The sequence below is a fragment of the Lentzea indica genome (assembly GCF_012184385.1).
Taxonomy (GTDB): domain Bacteria; phylum Actinomycetota; class Actinomycetes; order Mycobacteriales; family Pseudonocardiaceae; genus Lentzea; species Lentzea indica.
In genome coordinates, this window is record NZ_VSRL01000002.1 from 24749 (window position 1) to 42575 (window position 17827).

General features: G+C 66.9%; 18 protein-coding genes, 1 tRNA gene and 3 pseudogenes. 18 read left to right on the forward strand and 4 right to left on the reverse strand.

Annotated elements, in window-relative coordinates:
• Nucleotides 1-131: 131 nt before the first annotated feature.
• Nucleotides 132-2189: a hypothetical protein gene (locus tag FXN61_RS00845; RefSeq protein ID WP_167969313.1), complete on the forward strand. Its 2058-nt coding sequence runs from the start codon at nt 132-134 to the stop codon at nt 2187-2189.
• On the opposite strand, the gene FXN61_RS00850 is transcribed toward FXN61_RS00845, so the two are convergent.
• Nucleotides 2190-2438, reverse strand: a complete 249-nt coding sequence (locus FXN61_RS00850) for a hypothetical protein (protein WP_167969315.1) — start codon at nt 2436-2438, stop codon at nt 2190-2192.
• 382 nt (nt 2439-2820) lie between these two features.
• Between FXN61_RS00850 and FXN61_RS00855 the strand changes: the two genes are divergently transcribed.
• From FXN61_RS00855 to FXN61_RS00885, 6 genes and pseudogenes are all read left to right on the forward strand, one after another.
• Complete coding sequence (locus FXN61_RS00855; protein ID WP_167969316.1) at nt 2821-3069, forward strand: hypothetical protein; 249 nt, start codon at nt 2821-2823, stop codon at nt 3067-3069.
• A gap of 40 nt (nt 3070-3109) precedes the next feature.
• A pseudogene (locus tag FXN61_RS56890) lies at nt 3110-4128 on the forward strand (LysM peptidoglycan-binding domain-containing protein).
• Complete coding sequence (locus FXN61_RS51345) at nt 4125-4529, forward strand: hypothetical protein (protein ID WP_246290527.1); 405 nt, start codon at nt 4125-4127, stop codon at nt 4527-4529. The pseudogene FXN61_RS56890 and the gene FXN61_RS51345 overlap by 4 nt, the downstream one beginning before the upstream one ends.
• A gap of 53 nt (nt 4530-4582) precedes the next feature.
• Nucleotides 4583-5293 (forward strand): GP88 family protein, encoded by a 711-nt coding sequence (locus FXN61_RS00875; protein WP_167969319.1) that lies wholly within the window; start codon nt 4583-4585, stop codon nt 5291-5293.
• 79 nt (nt 5294-5372) lie between these two features.
• Nucleotides 5373-5537, forward strand: a complete 165-nt coding sequence (locus tag FXN61_RS00880) for a hypothetical protein (protein ID WP_167969320.1) — start codon at nt 5373-5375, stop codon at nt 5535-5537.
• A 141-nt stretch (nt 5538-5678) separates the two neighbouring features.
• Nucleotides 5679-7262 carry a recombinase family protein gene (locus FXN61_RS00885; protein ID WP_312877465.1) on the forward strand — a complete coding sequence of 528 codons (1584 nt, stop codon included), beginning with the start codon at nt 5679-5681 and terminating at the stop codon, nt 7260-7262.
• Here the strand turns inward: FXN61_RS00885 and FXN61_RS00890 are convergent.
• Nucleotides 7237-7309: transfer RNA gene (locus FXN61_RS00890), tRNA-Lys, on the reverse strand. The two genes, FXN61_RS00885 and FXN61_RS00890, sit on opposite strands and share 26 nt — an antisense overlap.
• Nucleotides 7310-7516: 207 nt before the next feature.
• Between FXN61_RS00890 and FXN61_RS00895 the strand changes: the two genes are divergently transcribed.
• The 3 genes and pseudogenes from FXN61_RS00895 (at nt 7517) to FXN61_RS00905 (ending at nt 10828) form a co-directional block, all read left to right on the forward strand.
• A complete protein-coding gene (locus tag FXN61_RS00895) occupies nt 7517-8590 on the forward strand; it encodes an aldo/keto reductase (RefSeq protein ID WP_167969322.1) in 1074 nt (357 codons plus the stop codon).
• 134 nt (nt 8591-8724) lie between these two features.
• Nucleotides 8725-9806, forward strand: a pseudogene (locus FXN61_RS00900) (serine hydrolase domain-containing protein).
• Nucleotides 9803-10828, forward strand: coding sequence for a serine hydrolase domain-containing protein (locus tag FXN61_RS00905; RefSeq protein ID WP_167969323.1), 1026 nt, complete (start codon nt 9803-9805; stop codon nt 10826-10828). The pseudogene FXN61_RS00900 and the gene FXN61_RS00905 overlap by 4 nt, the downstream one beginning before the upstream one ends.
• A gap of 3 nt (nt 10829-10831) precedes the next feature.
• Here FXN61_RS00905 and FXN61_RS00910 read toward each other — a convergent pair whose 3' ends face one another.
• Nucleotides 10832-11743: a CobW family GTP-binding protein gene (locus tag FXN61_RS00910; RefSeq protein ID WP_167969325.1), complete on the reverse strand. Its 912-nt coding sequence runs from the start codon at nt 11741-11743 to the stop codon at nt 10832-10834.
• A 15-nt stretch (nt 11744-11758) separates the two neighbouring features.
• Entirely contained in the window at nt 11759-12652 is an 894-nt protein-coding gene (locus FXN61_RS00915) for a TIGR03619 family F420-dependent LLM class oxidoreductase (protein ID WP_376770558.1), read from the reverse strand.
• A gap of 18 nt (nt 12653-12670) precedes the next feature.
• Here FXN61_RS00915 and FXN61_RS00920 point away from each other — a divergent pair, with 18 nt between their 5' ends.
• The 8 genes and pseudogenes from FXN61_RS00920 to FXN61_RS00945 all read left to right on the forward strand — a co-directional run bounded on the left by FXN61_RS00920 (nt 12671) and on the right by FXN61_RS00945 (nt 17825).
• A complete protein-coding gene (locus tag FXN61_RS00920) occupies nt 12671-13204 on the forward strand; it encodes a hypothetical protein (RefSeq protein ID WP_246290528.1) in 534 nt (177 codons plus the stop codon).
• A gap of 1 nt (nt 13205) precedes the next feature.
• Nucleotides 13206-14582 (forward strand): flotillin family protein, encoded by a 1377-nt coding sequence (locus tag FXN61_RS00925; RefSeq protein WP_246290529.1) that lies wholly within the window; start codon nt 13206-13208, stop codon nt 14580-14582.
• Nucleotides 14555-15463: a hypothetical protein gene (locus FXN61_RS50475; protein WP_223165268.1), complete on the forward strand. Its 909-nt coding sequence runs from the start codon at nt 14555-14557 to the stop codon at nt 15461-15463. Before FXN61_RS00925 ends, FXN61_RS50475 begins: the two co-directional genes overlap by 28 nt.
• 50 nt (nt 15464-15513) lie before the next feature.
• Entirely contained in the window at nt 15514-15981 is a 468-nt protein-coding gene (locus FXN61_RS50480) for a helix-turn-helix domain-containing protein (protein WP_223165269.1), read from the forward strand.
• An 80-nt stretch (nt 15982-16061) separates the two neighbouring features.
• Nucleotides 16062-16130 (forward strand): annotated as a pseudogene (locus FXN61_RS54080) (hypothetical protein); the annotation flags it as partial.
• Between the two features lie 8 nt (nt 16131-16138).
• Nucleotides 16139-16969, forward strand: coding sequence for a universal stress protein (locus FXN61_RS00935; protein ID WP_246290530.1), 831 nt, complete (start codon nt 16139-16141; stop codon nt 16967-16969).
• A gap of 10 nt (nt 16970-16979) precedes the next feature.
• Entirely contained in the window at nt 16980-17228 is a 249-nt protein-coding gene (locus FXN61_RS00940; protein ID WP_167969329.1) for a DUF3040 domain-containing protein, read from the forward strand.
• Between the two features lie 33 nt (nt 17229-17261).
• Nucleotides 17262-17825 carry a YceI family protein gene (locus FXN61_RS00945; protein ID WP_167969331.1) on the forward strand — a complete coding sequence of 188 codons (564 nt, stop codon included), beginning with the start codon at nt 17262-17264 and terminating at the stop codon, nt 17823-17825.
• The last annotated feature ends 2 nt before the right edge of the window (nt 17826-17827 follow it).

Consider the following 17827-nt stretch of genomic DNA (forward strand, 5'->3'; position numbering starts at 1 on the left):
AACTCACCGCCGCCCTGACCGACGCCGAGCGCACCAACACCAGCCTGACCCGGCTCGCCGGCCGCGACCTCACCGACCACGTCACCTCGTGGACGCTCGATCGCGCTTACGACTCGGACCTGCCCGAGCAGATGCGCGCGGCCAACGGCAGCGCATCGGCCGAGCTGCGCATGACGCTGTCCGGATCGGACGACAAGACCGCCGCGCAGCTCTGGAGCCCTTACGCCCCGCACGCCACCGCGGACATCGCCCGGCCCCGCCAGTCGGTGACCCACGGCTGGGGCGTCGCGGGCGAGGCCCTGCCCAGCTTCCGGGGCATGGTCCGCGACCGCAGCGCCTCCAGCGCAACCGGGGTGGTGGACCTGTCCGCGCTCGACGGCGCCGAACGGCTCCGCGACGCGGCACGGCTGCCCGCGGCCGTGTCCGCGAACACCACGCCCATCGCGTCCGGGGTGTGGGTGGTCGATCACCTGCTGCGCAACGCGGGCATCCACACCAGCCCGCCACCACGCCCCGGCTGCATCCTCTACGCCTCCATGCACGGTGGCCTGGCCCCCAACATCGGCTTCTACCGCGACCACGTGCTCAACCTGCTGGACTGGCGGCGCGACCTCGCCCCGTGGGAGATCGCCCCGTTCCCCGGCTGGGGCCAGTACTCCGCCCGGTGGGACCCGCGCACCCGCACCACCGTTCCTGGCTCGTCGCTGCTATCGGAGTTCTGGGTGGACAACACCAACCTCGGCAGCGTCGGCGCGACCGTGCGCCTGAACCTGTTCTTCCAGGCCGACGCCCAGACCAATAACGTGCGCTTCAGCGTCGACTTCATCAACGGGACCATCACCCTCGGCACGGACGGCACCTCCGCCTCCATCACGACAAGCCGGTTGCAGACCAAGGGGCGCTGGCACTGCGGCGTCTACTGGGTCTTCCAGAGCTTCGGCATCCCGCGCGGCTACTTCTTCATGTCCGGCCCCAACGCACCGGACCCGTTCTACATGCTCGACATGGGCAACTTCCCGACCATGCCAGCCACCCAGCTCAACTACGTCGAGTTGGTCGCGGGCCTGCCGGTCGAGGCCGTGCAGGTGTCCACGATGAACACGTTCATCAACACCAAAGAGGACTGGGAACCGCCGTGGCAGCGCGGCGCGGTGCTCGATCACGTCGGCTCCCAGCTCAACGCCATCCCGCCCACCCAAGGCTCCGCGTGGGAGGTGATCACCGCCATCGCCAAGGCCGAACAGGCCACGGCCGAATTCGACGAGCTGGGCATCTTCCGATGGCGCAACAACAGCCGCTTCACCTCACCGGGCACGCCGGCGGCGACCGTGACCAGTGCGCGTGAGATCGCCTCGCTGCGCGTCTCCGAGGCGATCGACAGCGTCCGCAACGTCATCGACGTCCCGTACTCCGTCTACACCGCAGGCGCGACGAGTACGCGGTTCACCGAGACCGAGCCGAAGTGGATTCCCGCGTTCGGCACGCTCGTACTGCGCTACGACTACGACAGCTCCGAGTACGACAGCCCGCCGCCGATCGTCTACGTCAACAACCCGCCGTCCAACACTAGTCGCGTCCGGTTCTCCTTCCAGTCCAACGGCGCAAACGGTGTGCACGGGGCGGTGGAGTCGACCACTGAACGCGACGGCGACCAGCTGATCATCACCTTCCGCAACCGCACCGGAAACGACCTCTTCCTCACCACCAACACCGGCACCCCCTCGGTGTCGATCGCCGCGATCAAGCTCGCATCCGGTAGCCCGCAACGGTTCTCGATCCGCCGCTACGACCAGAACAGCCGCGACCGCTACGGCTCGCAGGTCTACGTCGTCCCCTCCACCCCGTGGCTCCAGATGTCCAGTGCGGCCGGACGTGTCGCGGACTACCTGCTGGCCGTCGCCGCCTCGCCGCTGCCGATCCTCGGCGACGTCGAGATCCTGCCGGACCCGCGGCTCCAGCTCGGCGACCTCGTGCGCGTGGTCGACGACGTCGGCGCGGCGCTGTCCACCCCGGCTTGGATCGTCGGCAACAAGATGAGCGGCGATGGCACCGGCCGCATCCGCCAGGTCTTGACCCTGCGCGCCACAACTAGCCCAGGTCCACCCGTTGACGCAGGACTGACACCCGACGCACAGGTAGACCCGAACGCCCGCGCGCAGCTCGTGCGCGAAGGCGTTCGGGTCCCGTAGTTAGCGGGTCTTCCTCGTTGCAGCCCTGCTGTTCTGGCTGACGGGCGCCTGCTGGATCGCCTGCTCGGAGACCTCGTGTGTAGGTGCGCCTGCTTCGGACTCACGGGTCAGTTCAAACGAGCCAAAAGCCTGACCCACGCTGAAGCGAGCCCTCAACGAGGTTTTTCCGTCGCGGCGGGACGCGCTCCACGCCCAAGCCCCGAACCCTGCCAAAACAATGCTGCCAAATACCAGCACAAACTCGATCACGGAAACTCCACGCACTACTAAGCCCGCCCTGAGCTGCGGCGACCTGGTGGCCATGGTGGATGGAGTAAGCCGGGCACGCATACTTCAGCTCAGGTTTGAAGCAGCCCAGCACAAGACTTGAATGCGATTCGTCAGCATTTTCTGTGGCTTCAGTGGCTCTGTGGCTTCAGTGGCTGCGTGGCTTCAGTGGCTGCGTGGCTTCAGTGGCTGCGTGGCTTCAGTGGCTGCGTCAGTTGTGTATGGGCTCGGCCTCCAGGGCCAGCGACTTGAGGTTACAGGACGAGTCCCGGTTGCGTCCCGCATCCGTTCGCCCCTACAGCGCGATGAGGGGAGGTACGTGGACCCCTCCCTACTTCTCCAGTTCGGTGTCGCTGGTGCGCTCGTGATCGTCGTGGGCTACCTGCTCACCGCCAACCACCGGCTGATGACCGCCAACCGCACTGACCGCGCCGACTACCTGGCCGCGCTCGCCGCCCGCGAGGCCGCGCACGCCGAAGAGATCAAGGGCCTGCGCGCCCGGATGGTTGTGCTCGAAACCCGCCTCGGCGAAGTCGAAGAAGAACTCGACCGCGAACGCGATCGCCGCCGCGCAGCCGAGGACATCGCCGCCGCCGTGCGCCGCCACACCTGACCCGTTCCTACTCACGCCACCCGAGGGCCGCCACCCTCGGGTGGCGGCCTTTCTGTTTTCTCACAACGGAAAGGCACTCTTGACCGACTACGGAATCGACATCAGTTCCTGGCAGGGAACCAACATCGACTGGCCCGCCGTTCGCGGCCACAACATCAGTTTCTGCTCGGTGAAGGTCACCGAGGCGACCGGCTACGTGAACCCGGCCGCGACCGCCCAGGTCGACGCGCCCGCGGCGTCGGCATCGCGACCGGCGGCTACCACTACGCCCACCCCGGCGACGTCTCCGGCCAGGTCAACCACTTCATCGGCCAGCTCAACGCCCGCGGCCTGCTCGGCTCCGGCTCGCTGTGGCCGATGCTCGACATGGAACACCACACCTTCGGCGACCCCAACGGGTTCGTCGCCGAGTTCATCCGCCTGTTCCGCGAGCGCACCGGCCGCCGCGAGATCGCCGTCTACGCCAACCAGTACTGGTTCACCCGCCGCCTGCGCCCGAACGAGTGGGCCGACGACCGCGTGGCGCTGTGGTGCGCGCAGTACAACGGCGACCCCGGCCGTGTCGACTTCGCCCACCCCCGCCTCGCGCTGCACCAGCATTCGCAGGAAGGCAACGTCCACGGCTTTCCCGGCAAGGTCGACCGCAACGTCACGATGGCGGGCTGGTCCATCGGGTCCCTGATCCTCGACGGCGCACCCGCCCCCGGCCCGGCACCACAGCCCAGCCCGCCGCCCGCCCCGTCCGGCTGGATCGACTACACGATCCGCTGGGGCGACACCCTGTCCGGCATCGCCGCCCGCACCGGCACCAGCGTGGGCGAACTCGCCCGCGTCAACGGCATCCCCAACCCCGACCGCATCCAGGCAGGCGCGGTCATCCGCGTCCCCGCAGCAGCCGGAGGCGGCGGGGGTAGCGGTGAGCGCTACCAGATCCGCCCCGGAGACACGCTCTCCGCGCTCGCCATCCGCTGGGGCACCACTGTGGCCGCCATCGCCGCCCGCAACGGCATCGCCGACCCGAACTTCATCCGCGCGGGCGACTGGCTCACCCGCCCATGACCCCCGACCCCCAGCCCGCCGGACTCGGCTCCGGCGGGCACTGGGTCATCTCAATCGCCCTCGTCGTCTGGCTGCTCATCAAGGCCAGCCGCGCCTTCGTGCTGTGGCTCGAAAGCCACGACGACACCCAACCTAAGGAGGAAACCCCGTTGCTCGACCCCCGTCCCCGCCCGCTGCGCACCGTCGCCTCGTGGGTCGGCCTGATCACCGCGCTCGTCTCCGGCCTCGTCGGCTCCGGCCTGATCACCACCGGCCAGGGCGACGCCATCAGCGGCCTCGTCACCGCGGTCCTCGCGCTGCTCGGCGCGTTCGGCGTCGCGCTCGTCGGCGAGCGCAAGGTCACCCCCACGTTCGACCCGCGCGACGACGCCGGCCGGGCGCTGCGCCCCTACGACCTCTAACCGGAAGGAGAGCGGCCGTCACGGCCACAACACCCCGGCGCAGGCCCGAGCGCATGATCACGCAGAACTCGGGCCTGCGCCGCTATGGCATCCACAACTTCAGCATCCCCGCCCTGGCCACCAAGCTCCCGGACGGACGCAACGTGCTGACCTGTCCGAGCGCGGGCGTGTGCGCGAACGTCTGCTACGCCCGCTTCGGCACCTACCAGTTCCCCGCCGTCAAGGCCAAGCACCAGCGCAACCTTGCGCGCTTCCTCGATGACCCACAGCAGTGGGAGACCGACCTCATCGCCGAGCTGGCCGCGCCCAAGTACCGGGGCGGAAAGCTGCGCGTGCACGACAGCGGCGACTACTTCAGCGACGACTACCTCGCCGCATGGCTCCGCGTCGCCCGCGGCGTTCCTGACGTGCTGTTCTACAGCTACACAAAGGAAGTCAGCCGGTTCCGGCGCCTGGTGGAACCGGACCCGCCGGCCAACTTCGCCTGGGTCTACAGCTACGGCGGCAAGGAAGACCACCTGCTCGACCCCGCAACCGACCGCGTCGCTGACGTCTTCCCCGACGAAGCCGCCATCACCGCCGCCGGATGGCACACCAACGCCAACTCCGACCTCGACGCCGTACTCGGACCCAGCCCGGTCGGCATGACCCAGAACAACATCCCGCACCTGCGCAAGGCCATCGGCTCGCGAACCTTCCGCGAGTGGCAGACCACCAAGCGCACCCGCGGACGCGACGTCTCCCGCAACACCGCACACAACTGATCCCCATCCGCCCTGCGCGAGGAGCGTCCTCCTCGCGCAGGCGCGGGGCCTCCTCGCGCCCACACCACCGAGGACCCACGTGAGTGCGCGCAAGCCCCGCTCTGCCGCCGGAATCACCATCGACCACATCGAGACCGTGTCAATGGACGGCGAACAGCGCGAAAGAGCAACACAAACACTCGCGACACTGATTGTCGAGTGGAACAACCTCCGGAATGCTGCGCCCGACCAAAAAGAGAATTGACCTGCAAAAAGTGCTACATTCCGGCCATGGATAAGCCCATTGCAGGCCGTGGCCGAGCCATGCCGAAAAAGGCGCAGGAATACGCAAATACCTTAGGCTTTTGGGGGAAGCTTCTTGTCTAGGCGTGCAACGACCAAGAGGGTGAAGCGGGCGTCGCTCGGCGACCTCAACACCGTGCGCGTGGGCATCTACGTGCGACGCAGCACCGACGACGAACATCAGCCGTTCACCAAAGAGGCACAGAAGGGGCGTCTCAAGCTCTTCGTCGGTTCTCAGCCCGGATGGGGAATCGTCAAGATCTTTGAGGATGACGCATCCGGTGCAACCACCAACCGCAAAGGCCTCCAGGAAGCGATGAAGTGGGCCAAAGCGGGAAGGTTGGACGTCCTGCTCGTCTACCGTGTCGACCGGTTCTCCCGATGCCTGAAAGATGTCGTGACGCTGCTCGACGAGCTGGACAAGGTTGGCGTTGCCTTCCGCTCCGCCACGGAGGCTTTCGACACCAGCGACCCGATGGGTCGAATGCTCGTCCAGATGCTCGCCACGTCCGCCGAGTTCGAACGCCAGGTGATCATCGACCGGGTCACAGCCGGGATGGAACGCAAAGCCGAGCGAGGCCAGTGGGGCAAGGGGCCGACACCGCACGGCTACGGCAAGGACCCCAAGACCCACGTCCTCCAGTCCGACGACGCCGAGTGCGGCGTCATCTCGCTGATCTTCGACCTCTACACCCGAGACCTCATCGGCTCACGCTCGATCGCCACCGTGCTCAACGACCGCGGTTACCGCACCCGCAGCGGACAGCCCTGGAACTACAAGCAGATCCTCGCGATCCTCCAGAACCGCGTCTACCTCGGCGAGATCCAGTTCCAAGACGTCATCAAGGAACACGCCCACAAGCCGCTGGTCGGTCCCAAGCAATTCGAGGAAGCCCAGCGTTTGCTCGAACTGCGCGGCGAGTCCTCGGCCCGCGCATCCACCGACTCGGACTACATCGTCTCCGGCCGGATGAAGTGCCCGAAATGCCACAAGGCGATGATCGGCACCCGCGCGAACGGTCGAAACAACACCTACCGCTACTACACCTGCTGGACCCGTAACCGGTTCGGCACGGACGCCTGCGACATGGACAGGCTCAATGCCGACGCCGTCGACGAGGTCCTCGCCGAGGCGGTCGCCAGCTTCTACCGCAGCCAGCACCAACTCATCCGAGACGCTGTCGAACTCGCGATCAAGCAGTTCGAGTCCAGCCACGACGCCCTCAAGTCCGAGCTCAAGGTCCTCGAAGCCGACCTCAGCAACGTCACCCAGAAGATCGACCGCTACCTCGACGCGTTCGAGGACGGCAAGGTCGAACTCGACGACGAGAACTTCAAGAAGCGGATGGAGGCGCACAGCACCGCCCAGAAGAGGCTCCGCGCACGCCGCGAGGAACTACTCCTGGAGCTGACCACCGAGCCCGCCATGCCTGACCGTGCCGTTCTCGACGAGATCACCGAGCAGATCGCCGAGGTGTTCGACGCCGGGAACAACAACCAGCGGAAGGCCCTGATGGAAGCCCTGGTCGTAGAGGTCAAGGTTCTGAGCCCGGACCGTTTGGTCCCGGTCTTCCGGGTGCCTCAGCCCTCTGAAGACCCTGAAGGGGCAGGTACCGGTCTTCCCGTACCTGCCCCCAGGGTTCGCGCAGAGAGCGAACCGGTGGGCCGCCAGGGACTCGAACCCTGAACCCGAAGATTAAAAGTCTCCTGCTCTGCCAATTGAGCTAGCAGCCCTCGCCGGGACAGCCTACCGATCTCGGCGACAGCATGTCCTCCGGGTTGCCAACCTCACGCCGGACGCAGCCCCACCGCAGCCAAACCCAACCAAGATCCAACGCAGAGAGAGGATCAGGCAAGAAGGAAGCGGGATCGTCGTACCGCCACCCCACCCAAAAAAGCTTCCATTGGAGGTGTCAGAAACGACGACAAGGAGCCAAGAAGATGCCGCTCGACCACTACGTCACCCTAGGCCGGTCAGGCCTGAAGGTCAGCCCGTTCGCCCTAGGCGCGATGACCTTCGGCGAGGACCCGGGATCTGCCGGCTGCAGCGTCGAGGAGTCCGAGAAGATCCTCAGGACCTACCTCGACCGCGGCGGAAACTTCATCGACACCGCCAACTTCTACACCAACGGGCACTCGGAGAAGATCCTCGGCGACTTCTTCAAGAGCCACGGAAACCGCGACCGGGTCGTGCTCGCGTCCAAGTTCTTCTTCAACATGCACCCCGGCGACCCGAACGGTGGCGGAGCAGGGAGGAAGGCGATACGGCACCAGCTGGATGAGACTCTCAGGCGCCTGAACACGGACTACCTCGACCTCTACTGGATGCACAACTGGGATCGGAACACCCCGATCGAGGAGACGCTCAGCACGCTCGACGACCTGGTGGGATCGGGCAAGGTTGGATACATCGGGTTCTCCAACGTGCCTGCTTGGGTGACGGCTCAGGCGCAGACGATGGCGCTGATCAAGAACTGGACGCCGCTGATCGCGCTGCAGGTCGAGTACTCGCTGCTGGCGCGGACGGTCGAGGGTGAGATCGCGCCGATGGCCAGGGACATGGGCATGGCGCTGGTGCCGTGGAGTCCGCTCAAGAACGGCTTCCTGTCAGGCAAGTACCGGAGGAACGCGCAGGTCAACGACTCGGAACGGGCGAAGTACGTCGCAGCCCCGACCGAGGCCGAGTTCGCCGTCATCGACGTGGTCACCGAGATCGCCAAAGCCTGCAACACGACCGCCGCGGCGGTGTCGCTGGCTTGGCTCAGGGCGCAGCCGGGCACCGTCGTGCCGATCATCGGGGCGCGGAAGCTGGAGCATCTGGAGAGCAACCTCGACGAGGTCGTGCTCACGGAAGATCAAATCAATGCACTGAGCCAGGTCTCGAAGCCTGACCTGAACTATCCCGCGCCGCTGCACGGTGCGCTCAGGGCGATGCTGCAGTTCGCCGGCACGACGGTCGACGGCGAACCGTCCAACATCTACCCGCCGCTCCTGCAGAGCAGCGTCCGGTACTGAGGTAGAGCCTGCTCCACCTCGAGAACGGAAGCGTGCGTGACTGTGCCAGAAGAAGCCAACTGAGAGCGTTTCCTCATCCACGACAGGGGAGGCAAACGATGAGGAAGACGCTGGTAGGAGTGCTGGCAGCGGCCATGCTGTGCACCGGAACGGCCGTGGCCGCGCCGGCCGGCATCATCCAGAAGCAGCTCGACGGGCTCACGGCGCAGTACGAGTTCCCGGCCGCGCTCGCGACCGTCACCGACGCCAACGGCAAGACAACGTCTCAGACCGCGGGCACGGCCGAACTGGGCAAACACGTTCCGGTGCCGAAGAACGGCCAGGTTCGGGCGGGCTCCAACACCAAGGCGTTCGTCGCCGCGGTGGTCATGCAGCTCGTCGCGGAAGGCAAAGTCGAGCTCGACAAGCCGATCACGCACTACCTGCCGGGAGCGATCAAGGACGATCGGGTCACCGTCCGGCAGCTGCTCAACCACACCAGCGGGCTCGCGAACTACACGCAGTACCTGGGGCTCGACAAGTTCGAGGAGGTGCGGCACCGCTACTACGAGCCGCGCGAGCTGCTCGACATCGCGAACGCGCAGGCGCCGACCAACGAGCCGGGCGCGAAGTTCAAGTACAGCAACACGAACTACGTGCTGCTGGGCCTGCTGATCCAGAAGACCACCGGCGGCCGGTCGCGGAGAACGTTGACCAGCGGGTCATCCGGAAGCTCAATCTGCGGGACACCTACTGGCCGAACCAGGGTGACCAGACGATCCGGGGAAAGCACCCGCACGGGTATGCCAGGACCAGCAACGGTGTCGAGGACGTCACCGAGCTCGACCCCTCGTGGGGCTGGGCGGCCGGTCAGATCATCTCCACCACCAAGGACCTCAACGCCTTCTACCGCGCGCTTCTCAAGGGCGACGTGGTGCCCGACGCTCAGCTGAAGGAAATGCAGAAGACCGTCGACACCGCGGGCGAGATGTGGCCGGGCGCCGAGTACGGGCTGGGCATCGCCAGCTCGCCGCTCACGTGCGGTGGCCGGTACTGGGGTCACGGCGGTGACATCCCCGGCTATGAGACGCGGGGTGGCGTCACGAAGGACGGCAGGGCGTTCTCCGTTGCTGTCACGGCATTGCCCGGCACGTTCCAGGACACGCCGGAGGAAGCCGGGAAGGCACACGACGCGATTCTGGCCACTGTGGACGCTGCTCTGTGTGGTGCCAAGTGATCGCCGTGGCGGCACTCGCCGCGATCTCCTTGCTGATACCCGGCCAACTGGACCAGATCGTCAAAGAGGGCACGCCCGGCGTGGAGGCCCACGCGAACGGGCGGGACTACGCGAAAGGCAACGCGCCGGTCAACGGGCGGGTGCGCGTCGGCAGCATCACCAAGTCGTTCGTGGCGGTCGCGACGCTGCAGCTCGTTGCCGAGAACAAGATCGAGCTGGACGGGCCGGCGAGCAAGTACGTGCCGTACGTCAAGGACGAGCGCATCACCGTGCGTCAGATCCTGCAGCACACCAGCGGTTTGCCGGACTACGCGCTGGCGATCGGGGTCAACAAGATCGGCGACATCCGGAACAGGCACTTCGAGCCGCACGAGCTGCTGGACGCCGGGCTGAAGCAACCACCGAGGTTCCAGCCGGGCGAGAAGTACGAGTACAGCAACACGAACTACGTCGTCGCCGGCCTGATGATCCAGAAGGTCACCGGCCGCCCGGTCGCGGAAGAGGTGCAGCGACGCGTCATCGACCGCGCCGATCTCAAAGACACGTACTGGCCGAAGCAGGGCGAGCAACGCATCCGCGGCCGGCATGCCCGTGCGTACGCGCAGACCGATCTGCTCGATCCGAAGTCGGCGACAGTCGACGCGACGGAACTCGACACGTCTGCCGCCTGGGCTGCCGGCGCGATGGTCTCCACGCCCGCCGACGTCGCGAAGTTCTACAAGACACTCCTCAACGGCGGACTTCTGCAGAAGCCGCAGCTCGACGACATGCGCAGGACCGTCCCCGTCGACGAGAAGAGCGCTTACGGGCTCGGGTTGGAGAGCACCAAGCTGAGCTGCGGCGGAGTCTCTTGGGGCCACGGCGGCACGATCCACGGCTGGGCTTCGCTGGGTGCGGCGACCGACAGCGGTAAGTCAGCGGCGATCACGCTCACCGCGTTGCCCGGCGCGTTCGGCACCGATCCGGCCAGGACGTTCCAGCAGGTGTTCGACGTGATCGACACCGCGCTCTGCAAGAAGTGACGATCAGTCGCGGGCGTATCGGAGCACCCAGAGCATGTCCTGCTCGGTGACCGGTCCGTCCGCGACGCACGCCATCAGCCAGTCCGTCAGCGAATCAGGATCGATGCCCGCCCCGATCAGCACCAGCTGCGTCGGGGCGTCGTCGACTCTCGTGAACGAGATGTAGGCGCCAACGGTGTGCAGCATGAACGTGCCACCCTCGAAACGCACAAAACCCTTGGCGCGGAACAACCCTTCAGGTCGCGCCTGAAGAAAGTCCATGAACAGCTTGGGATGCAACGGATCCGAAGACTCGAACGTCACGCTGTCGTACACGGCATGCGCGTGCGTCGAGTGGTCGTCCAGATCGTCGAACGAAAGCTGGCGCGGTCCCATGTCCGGCGGTCGCACCTCGAACAGCAACGCCGGATCGATTCGCCCGTACGACACCGGAAGCACCAGCACCGGTGAATCGAACGAAGGCAGTGAAGAAACCCGGTCGACCTTGTTCAGCACCACCAGGTCTGCCAACGCAAGGTCCCGGGAAAGGTCCGGCACGGCGGCGAACTCCACGGCGTCGACGACGTAGATCAGGCCGCCATAAGCCACGCCCGGCGCCTGCAGCACCATCCGGATCAGCGTCGACGGCTCGGCGAGCCCGGACGCCTCGATGACGATGACGTCCAGGTCGGCCGCGGCCAGCTTCGTGAGCATCCCGTCCAGCTCGGTGCCGTCGACCGCGCAGCACAGGCAGCCGTTCGACAGCGACACCATCGAGTCGACCTGGGCCGACACCGCGAACGCGTCGATGTTGATCCGCCCGAAGTCGTTCACGACGACGCCGATCCGCGTGCCACCGGACGTGCGCAGCAGGTGGTTGAGCAGGGTGGTCTTGCCGGAGCCGAGGAAGCCGGCGAGCACGACGACGGGAATCACGGTCCGCCAGGCTACCTACCTCAACGTGATCAGCTTCGCCAGCGCCTCGTCCAGGGGCATGTCGACCGACGAGGGGAACACGATCAGCTGGTCGACGCCGAGGTCCTCGTACTGCCGGACCACCGAGGCGTCCAGCGCGGCCGTGGCCACGACGTTGATCTCCAGCGCGCCGAGCGACTCCGGCCGCTCGGTGATCGCGGACAGCCTGCGGATCCGCTTCAGGTTCGCCGCCGTCTCCTCGGGCGTGCCGACGCCGATCCACGCGTTGCCGCGCACCAAAGCACGACGCAACGCCCCGTCGCTCGCGCCGCCAACGGCGATCCTGGCGTTCGAAGGTCGTGGATGAGCATCGACGCCGCTGAACGACACGTACTTGCCGTCGTAGGCCGGCGCGGGTGAGTGCCACAGCGCCCGCATCGCGTCGATGTACTCGTCCGTTCGGCGGCCGCGGTCCGCGAGCGGCACGCCGACCGCGGTCATCTCCTGGGTCAGATAGCCCGCTCCGACGCCGAGCGTGAACCGGCCGCTGCTCAGCACGTCCAGGGACGCCACCTGCTTCGCGAGCACCACCGGGTTGCGCTGCGGGAGGATCACGATGCCGGTGCCCAGCTCCAGCCGGGACGTGGCCGCGGCGACGAAGCTCAGGTTGATCAACGGGTCGAGCAGGTTCGTGTCCGGCTCGGACGGCGACGGGTCGACGCGCGGGCTGGGCAGCACGACGTGCTCGGCGGCCCACCACGACCGGTAGCCGAGCTGTTCCACCAGTTCGGCCAGTCGAAGAGTCTCGGCAGGGGCGACCGTGTCGCCCATGTTCAGTCCTTGAACCCCCATGTCCATGATCAGGACAACGATCGAGTGACGTCGATCATTCCGACCGAACTCAACATATTCCGCCCACCAGACATTCATACTGCGAGAAGGGGGGCGATGATGACCGAGTTCGTGGCTGCCGCGCTGGCTTTTCCGACGGTGCTGTTCAGCTTCCTGGTGCTCGTGGTGCTGGCGTATTGGCTCACGGTCGCGTTGGTCGGCATGGACTTCGACGCCCCGGTGCTGCCGATCTCCATCTCGATGTTCGTCGTGATCACGTGGTTCGCCGCGCTGGTCGGCACGGTGCTGACGCCGGAAGGCTCGCTCCGGTACGCCATCCTCGCCGGCGCACTGCTGGTGGGAGCACTTCTCACGAAGATCCTCAGCATCCCGCTGAGGAACTGGACCAAGCCGGAGAAACCCGCGTCCCGCAACGACTTCGTGGGCCGCACGGCGATCGTGAAGACAGCGCGGGTCACTGAGAACTACGGGCAGGCCGAGGTCACCGCCGACGACGGCGGCACGGCGGTCGTGCAGGTGCGAGCGGCACAGAGCACCGAACTGAAAGCGGGACAGACCGCGCTGATCTTCGACTACGACGCCGAAGGCGAGTTCTTCTGGGTCGTGGACATCATCACCACAGGGGGCTGACATGGGTGCGATCTCAACGGGCTTGATCGTGCTGATCGCGGTGATCGTCGTCGTGCTGATCCTGGCGATGATCACGTTGAGCAGGTTGTTCAAGAAGTGCGAGCAGGGCAAGGCGCTGATCGTCTCGAAGATGCGCAAGGTCGACGTGACCTTCACCGGCACAGTGGTCCTCCCGGTGCTGCACAGATGCGAGACGATGGACATCTCGGTGAAGACCATCGAGATCCGCAGGGCCGGCAACGAGGGCCTGATCTGCCGCGACAACATCCGCGCGGACATCCGCATCACGTTCTTCGTGCGGGTCAACAAGACCGTCGAGGACGTCATCAAGGTCGCGCAGGCGATCGGCACCGAGCGGGCGAGCCACGAGGCCACGCTGCAAGAGCTGTTCAACGCCAAGTTCTCCGAGGCGCTCAAGACCGTCGGCAAGCAGCTCGACTTCGTCGACCTCTACACCCACCGCGACGAGTTCCGGGACCGGATCGTCCAGGTCATCGGCACCGACCTCAACGGCTACAGCCTCGAGGACGCGGCCATCGACTACCTGGAGCAGACGCCGCTCAAGCAGCTCGACCCGGCGAACATCCTGGACGCGCAGGGCATCCGCAAGATCACCGAGCTGACCGCGATCGAGCACGTCAAGACCAACGAGTTCACCCGCAACGAGGAGAAGGAGATCACGCGCCAGAACGTCAGCGCGCGTGAGGCGATCCTCGAGCTCGAACGCCGTCAGGCGGACGCGGAGATCAGGCAGAAGCGCGAGATCGAGACCGCCCGCGCGCAGCAGGAGGCGGAGACCCAGAAGGTCCAGGCGGAGGAACGCCTCAAGGCCAACACCGCGTTCATCCGCACCGAGGAACAGCTCGGCATCCAGACGGAGAACAAGGCCCGCGAGATCGCCGTCGCCGAGAAGAACCGCGAGCGCGTGATCGCTGTCGAGACCGAGCGCATCGAGAAGGACCGCCTGCTGGAGGTCATCGCCCGCGAACGCGAGACGTCGCTGCGCATGATCGAGAAGGACAAGGAGCTCGAGCACGAGCGCCGCGCGATCGCCGACCTGGTGCGCGAGCGGGTCGCGGTCGAGAAGACCGTGGCCGAGCAGGAGGAGAACATCAAGCGCCTGCGTGCGGTCGAGGAGGCCGAACGTGAGCGGCAGCAGATCGTGATCATGGCCGAGGCCGAGGCACAGCAGTCGCTGGTCAAGGACATCAAGGCCGCCGAAGCCGCGGAACAGGCTGCGCAGCACAAGGCCCGCGAGGAGGTCGTGCTCGCTGAGGCGCGCAACCAGGCCGCCGAACTGGACACCCGCGCCAAGATCCGCCTCGCGGAGGGCACGCAGGCCGAGGCCCGTTGGACGAACTCCAGCGCGGACGGCTGACCCGGCTGCGCGCGCAGATCGCCTTTGCGCGCAGGCGCGGCGGTGATGCTCTGCCGTTGCTGTTCGACGCGGCCAACCGGCTGGAGCAGCTCGACGGCGGCCAGGCCCGTGAGGTGTACCTCGAAGCAATCGGGTCAGCGGTGTTCGCCGGCAGGCTGAAGGGGCGCGGTGCGCTTCTGGAAGTGGCCGAGGCTGCCCGCACCACACCACCGGGTCCGCGGCCACCACGACCGGTCGACGTCCTTCTCGACGGACTGGTCGCACGATTCGCCGACGGCTACGTCGAGGGTGCGCCGCTGTTGAACCACGCCCTGCGGGCTTTCCGGCAGGAAGCGTCACGCAACGCGGACGACATCATGCGCTGGCTGTGGCTGGCGTGGCTGACCGCGGCGGACATGTGGGACGACGAGACATGGCACGAACTGGTCACGCACGCGGTCCGGACCGCTCGCGAAACCGGCGCGCTCAACTTTCTTCCCCTGGCCCTGTCCTATCGAGCTGTCGTGCACATGCATGCCGGCGAGTTCGACCTCGCCTCGACGTTGATCGAGGAGTCCGACGCGATCTTGAAGGTGACCGGCAACTCGCACCTCGGTTACCCCCGGCTGGCGCTGCTCGCCTGGCGTGGCGATCCCGAAGCTGCTTCGGCGCTCAAGGCCGGTGCCCGGTGGGCGAGCACCTGGGGTGAGGGACGAGCCATCGGTGGGCGCTACTTCTTGAACGCGGTGCTGTACAACGGCCTTGGCCAGTACCAGGACGCTCTGTCCAGCGCCGCACGAGCGTGCGAGTACGACGATCTGGGGATTTTCGGTCTCGCGCTGGTAGAACTGGTCGAGGCCGGGGTCGGGGCCGGTGCTCCCGAGCGGCCGCCGGCGCCCTGAGACTGATCGAGGATCGCTCCACCGCCAGCGGCACGGAGTGGGCGCTCGGTGTGCTGGCATGGTCGACAGCGTTGCTGAGCGACGGCCCAGCCGCCGATCGGTTGTACCGCAAGGCCATCGAACACCTCGGGCGCACCCGCGTCGGCGTCTACCTCGCACGCGCCCACCTGGTGTACGGCGAGTGGCTCCGTCGCGAGAACCGGCGCGACGAAGCGCGCGACCAGCTGCGGACCGCACACGAGATGCTGGACCGGTTCGGCGCCAACGCCTTCGCGGAGCGCGCCCGCCGCGAGCTGCTGGCCATCGGCGTGGCGGTACACCAACGCGCGGCCGAGACGCGTGAACCCCTCACCGCGCAGGAAGCCCAGATCGCCCGGCTCGCCGGCGACGGCAGGACGAACTCCGAGATCGGCGCCGAGCTGTTCCTCAGCCCTCGCACCGTCGAGTGGCACCTGCGCAAGGTGTTCGCCAAGCTCGACGTCGCCTCGCGCAGAGAGCTCCGCGCGGCGCTGACCTGACTGGCCGGTCGCCTCCTGTCACAGCGCAGCGGCCTGCCCTGTCCTAGTTGCCACACGGCCACTTCGGACAGGAGCACGAGATGGGACAGTGGCGAGACAGAAGCCTGCCGGTCGTAGTCGGCATCGACGGGTCGTCCTCGGCCCTCGAGGCCGCCCGATGGGCCGCACGCGAGGCCGCACGCCGCAGCGCGCCGATGTACCTGGTCAGCGCCTTCAGCTGGTCAGGGCACAGACACCTCGGCGACCCGGCCTCGGCCACTACCGGGAGTCGATGGTGCAGGACACCTGGAACACGGTCGCCGCGGCTGCCGAGGCCGCCCGGCACGTCGCCGAGGGTGTCGAGATCTCCGAGCTGACCGTCGACGGTTTCCCGGTGCCGCTGCTGGTCACCGAGTCGCGCACCGCCGGGCTCCTCGTCATCGGTGACCGCGGCCTCGGCGGATTCACCTCGCTGCTGGTCGGTTCGGTCGCGATCAGGCTGGCCGCCCAGGCGGAGTGCCCGGTCGTCGTCGTGCGCGGCGAAGACTCCTCCGACACCGGGCCGGTCGTCGTCGGCATCGACGGCTCACCGATCAGCGAGGCGGCGCTGGAGTTCGCATTCGACGCGGCGGACGCGCGCGGAGTGCCCTTGATCGCGGTGCACGTGTGGAACGACTACGCGGTCGCCTTTGCCGTGACGGAGCCGGTGGAGTGGGACGCCGTCGAAGCCGAAGAGCATCGGCTGCTCGCCGAGCGGCTGGCGGGGTGGAGCGAGAAGTATCCCGATGTCGAGGTGCGGCGCGTGGTCGTGAGCGACAGCCCCGCTCACGCCCTGATCGAGCAGGCGACCGCCAGCTTGGCGCAGCTGATGGTCGTCGGGTCGCACGGCCGGGGCAGCGCGGCCGGCCTCGTGCTCGGCTCCGTCAGCCACGCGCTGCTGCACCACTCCCCCTGCCCGGTCGCGGTCGTGAGGCCAGATCCGAGCACTGACACGTCGACGTCGCAATGAGCCCTGTGCCATGAACCGCCGGGAGCAACGCGCACTGCGCGCCATCGAGAAGAACATCAAGATCGACGATCCGGAGCTGGCCGAACAGCTCCGCTCGTTCGGAGGTGGCGGAAGCGCGCGAAGGAAGTGGTACGCCGGGGCGCTCGCGGTGGTTCTGCTGTTGATCGGCGCCAACACGGGCTCCTCGGTGCTCCTTCTGGCAGGCCTTCTCCTCGTGCTGGCGCTCGGTCTCAAATGGACGTTTCAGGCAATGCACTGACCTGCCAGTTCCACCTACTCGTCAGGAGATCCAATGACCACCGCAGCCACGACCAAGATCCCCGGTTACCTCGCGGGTACCTGGGACATCGACACGGCCCACTCCGATGTCTCCTTCAGCGTCCGGCACATGATGGTGGGCAAAGTTCGCGGCCGGTTCGCGGCCTTCTCCGGGCAGATCGTCACGGGCGACAACGTGACCGACTCGGTCGTCACCGCGTCGATCCAGCCGGCGTCCATCGACACGGGCAACGCACAGCGCGACGCACACGTCCGCTCGGCCGACTTCTTCGACGTCGAGAACCACCCGCGTTGGACCTTCAGTTCCACCGGCGTCCGGATCGACGGCCACGGCCTCGTCGTCGACGGGGAGTTGACGATCAAGGGTGTCACGCGTTCCGTGCCGCTGGCGTTGGAGGTGAACGGCATCGGGCCGGACGACGGTGGCGGCACGCGCCTCGGTGTGTCGGCCACGACGACCATCGACCGCAACGACTTCGGCGTCGACATCAAGTTGCCGCTCGACGGCGGTGGCGTCGTGGTCGGCGACAAGGTGCAGATCAGCCTCGACATCGAGGCGGTGCTGCGCCAGGCGTGAGT

Excerpts from the sequence above, each read along its gene's own strand:
- FXN61_RS00845 (WP_167969313.1), top strand. The coding sequence starts at position 132 with ATGCGCGCGGCCAACGGCAGCGCATCGGCCGAGCTGCGCATGACGCTG.
- FXN61_RS51345 (WP_246290527.1), top strand. The coding sequence starts at position 4,125 with ATGACCCCCGACCCCCAGCCCGCCGGACTCGGCTCCGGCGGGCACTGG.
- FXN61_RS00875 (WP_167969319.1), top strand. The coding sequence starts at position 4,583 with ATGATCACGCAGAACTCGGGCCTGCGCCGCTATGGCATCCACAACTTC.
- FXN61_RS00895 (WP_167969322.1), top strand. The coding sequence starts at position 7,517 with ATGCCGCTCGACCACTACGTCACCCTAGGCCGGTCAGGCCTGAAGGTC.
- FXN61_RS00915 (WP_376770558.1), bottom strand. The coding sequence starts at position 12,652 with ATGAATGTCTGGTGGGCGGAATATGTTGAGTTCGGTCGGAATGATCGA.
- FXN61_RS00920 (WP_246290528.1), top strand. The coding sequence starts at position 12,671 with ATGATGACCGAGTTCGTGGCTGCCGCGCTGGCTTTTCCGACGGTGCTG.
- FXN61_RS00925 (WP_246290529.1), top strand. The coding sequence starts at position 13,206 with ATGGGTGCGATCTCAACGGGCTTGATCGTGCTGATCGCGGTGATCGTC.
- FXN61_RS00935 (WP_246290530.1), top strand. The coding sequence starts at position 16,139 with ATGGGCCGCACGCGAGGCCGCACGCCGCAGCGCGCCGATGTACCTGGT.
- FXN61_RS00940 (WP_167969329.1), top strand. The coding sequence starts at position 16,980 with ATGAACCGCCGGGAGCAACGCGCACTGCGCGCCATCGAGAAGAACATC.
- FXN61_RS00945 (WP_167969331.1), top strand. The coding sequence starts at position 17,262 with ATGACCACCGCAGCCACGACCAAGATCCCCGGTTACCTCGCGGGTACC.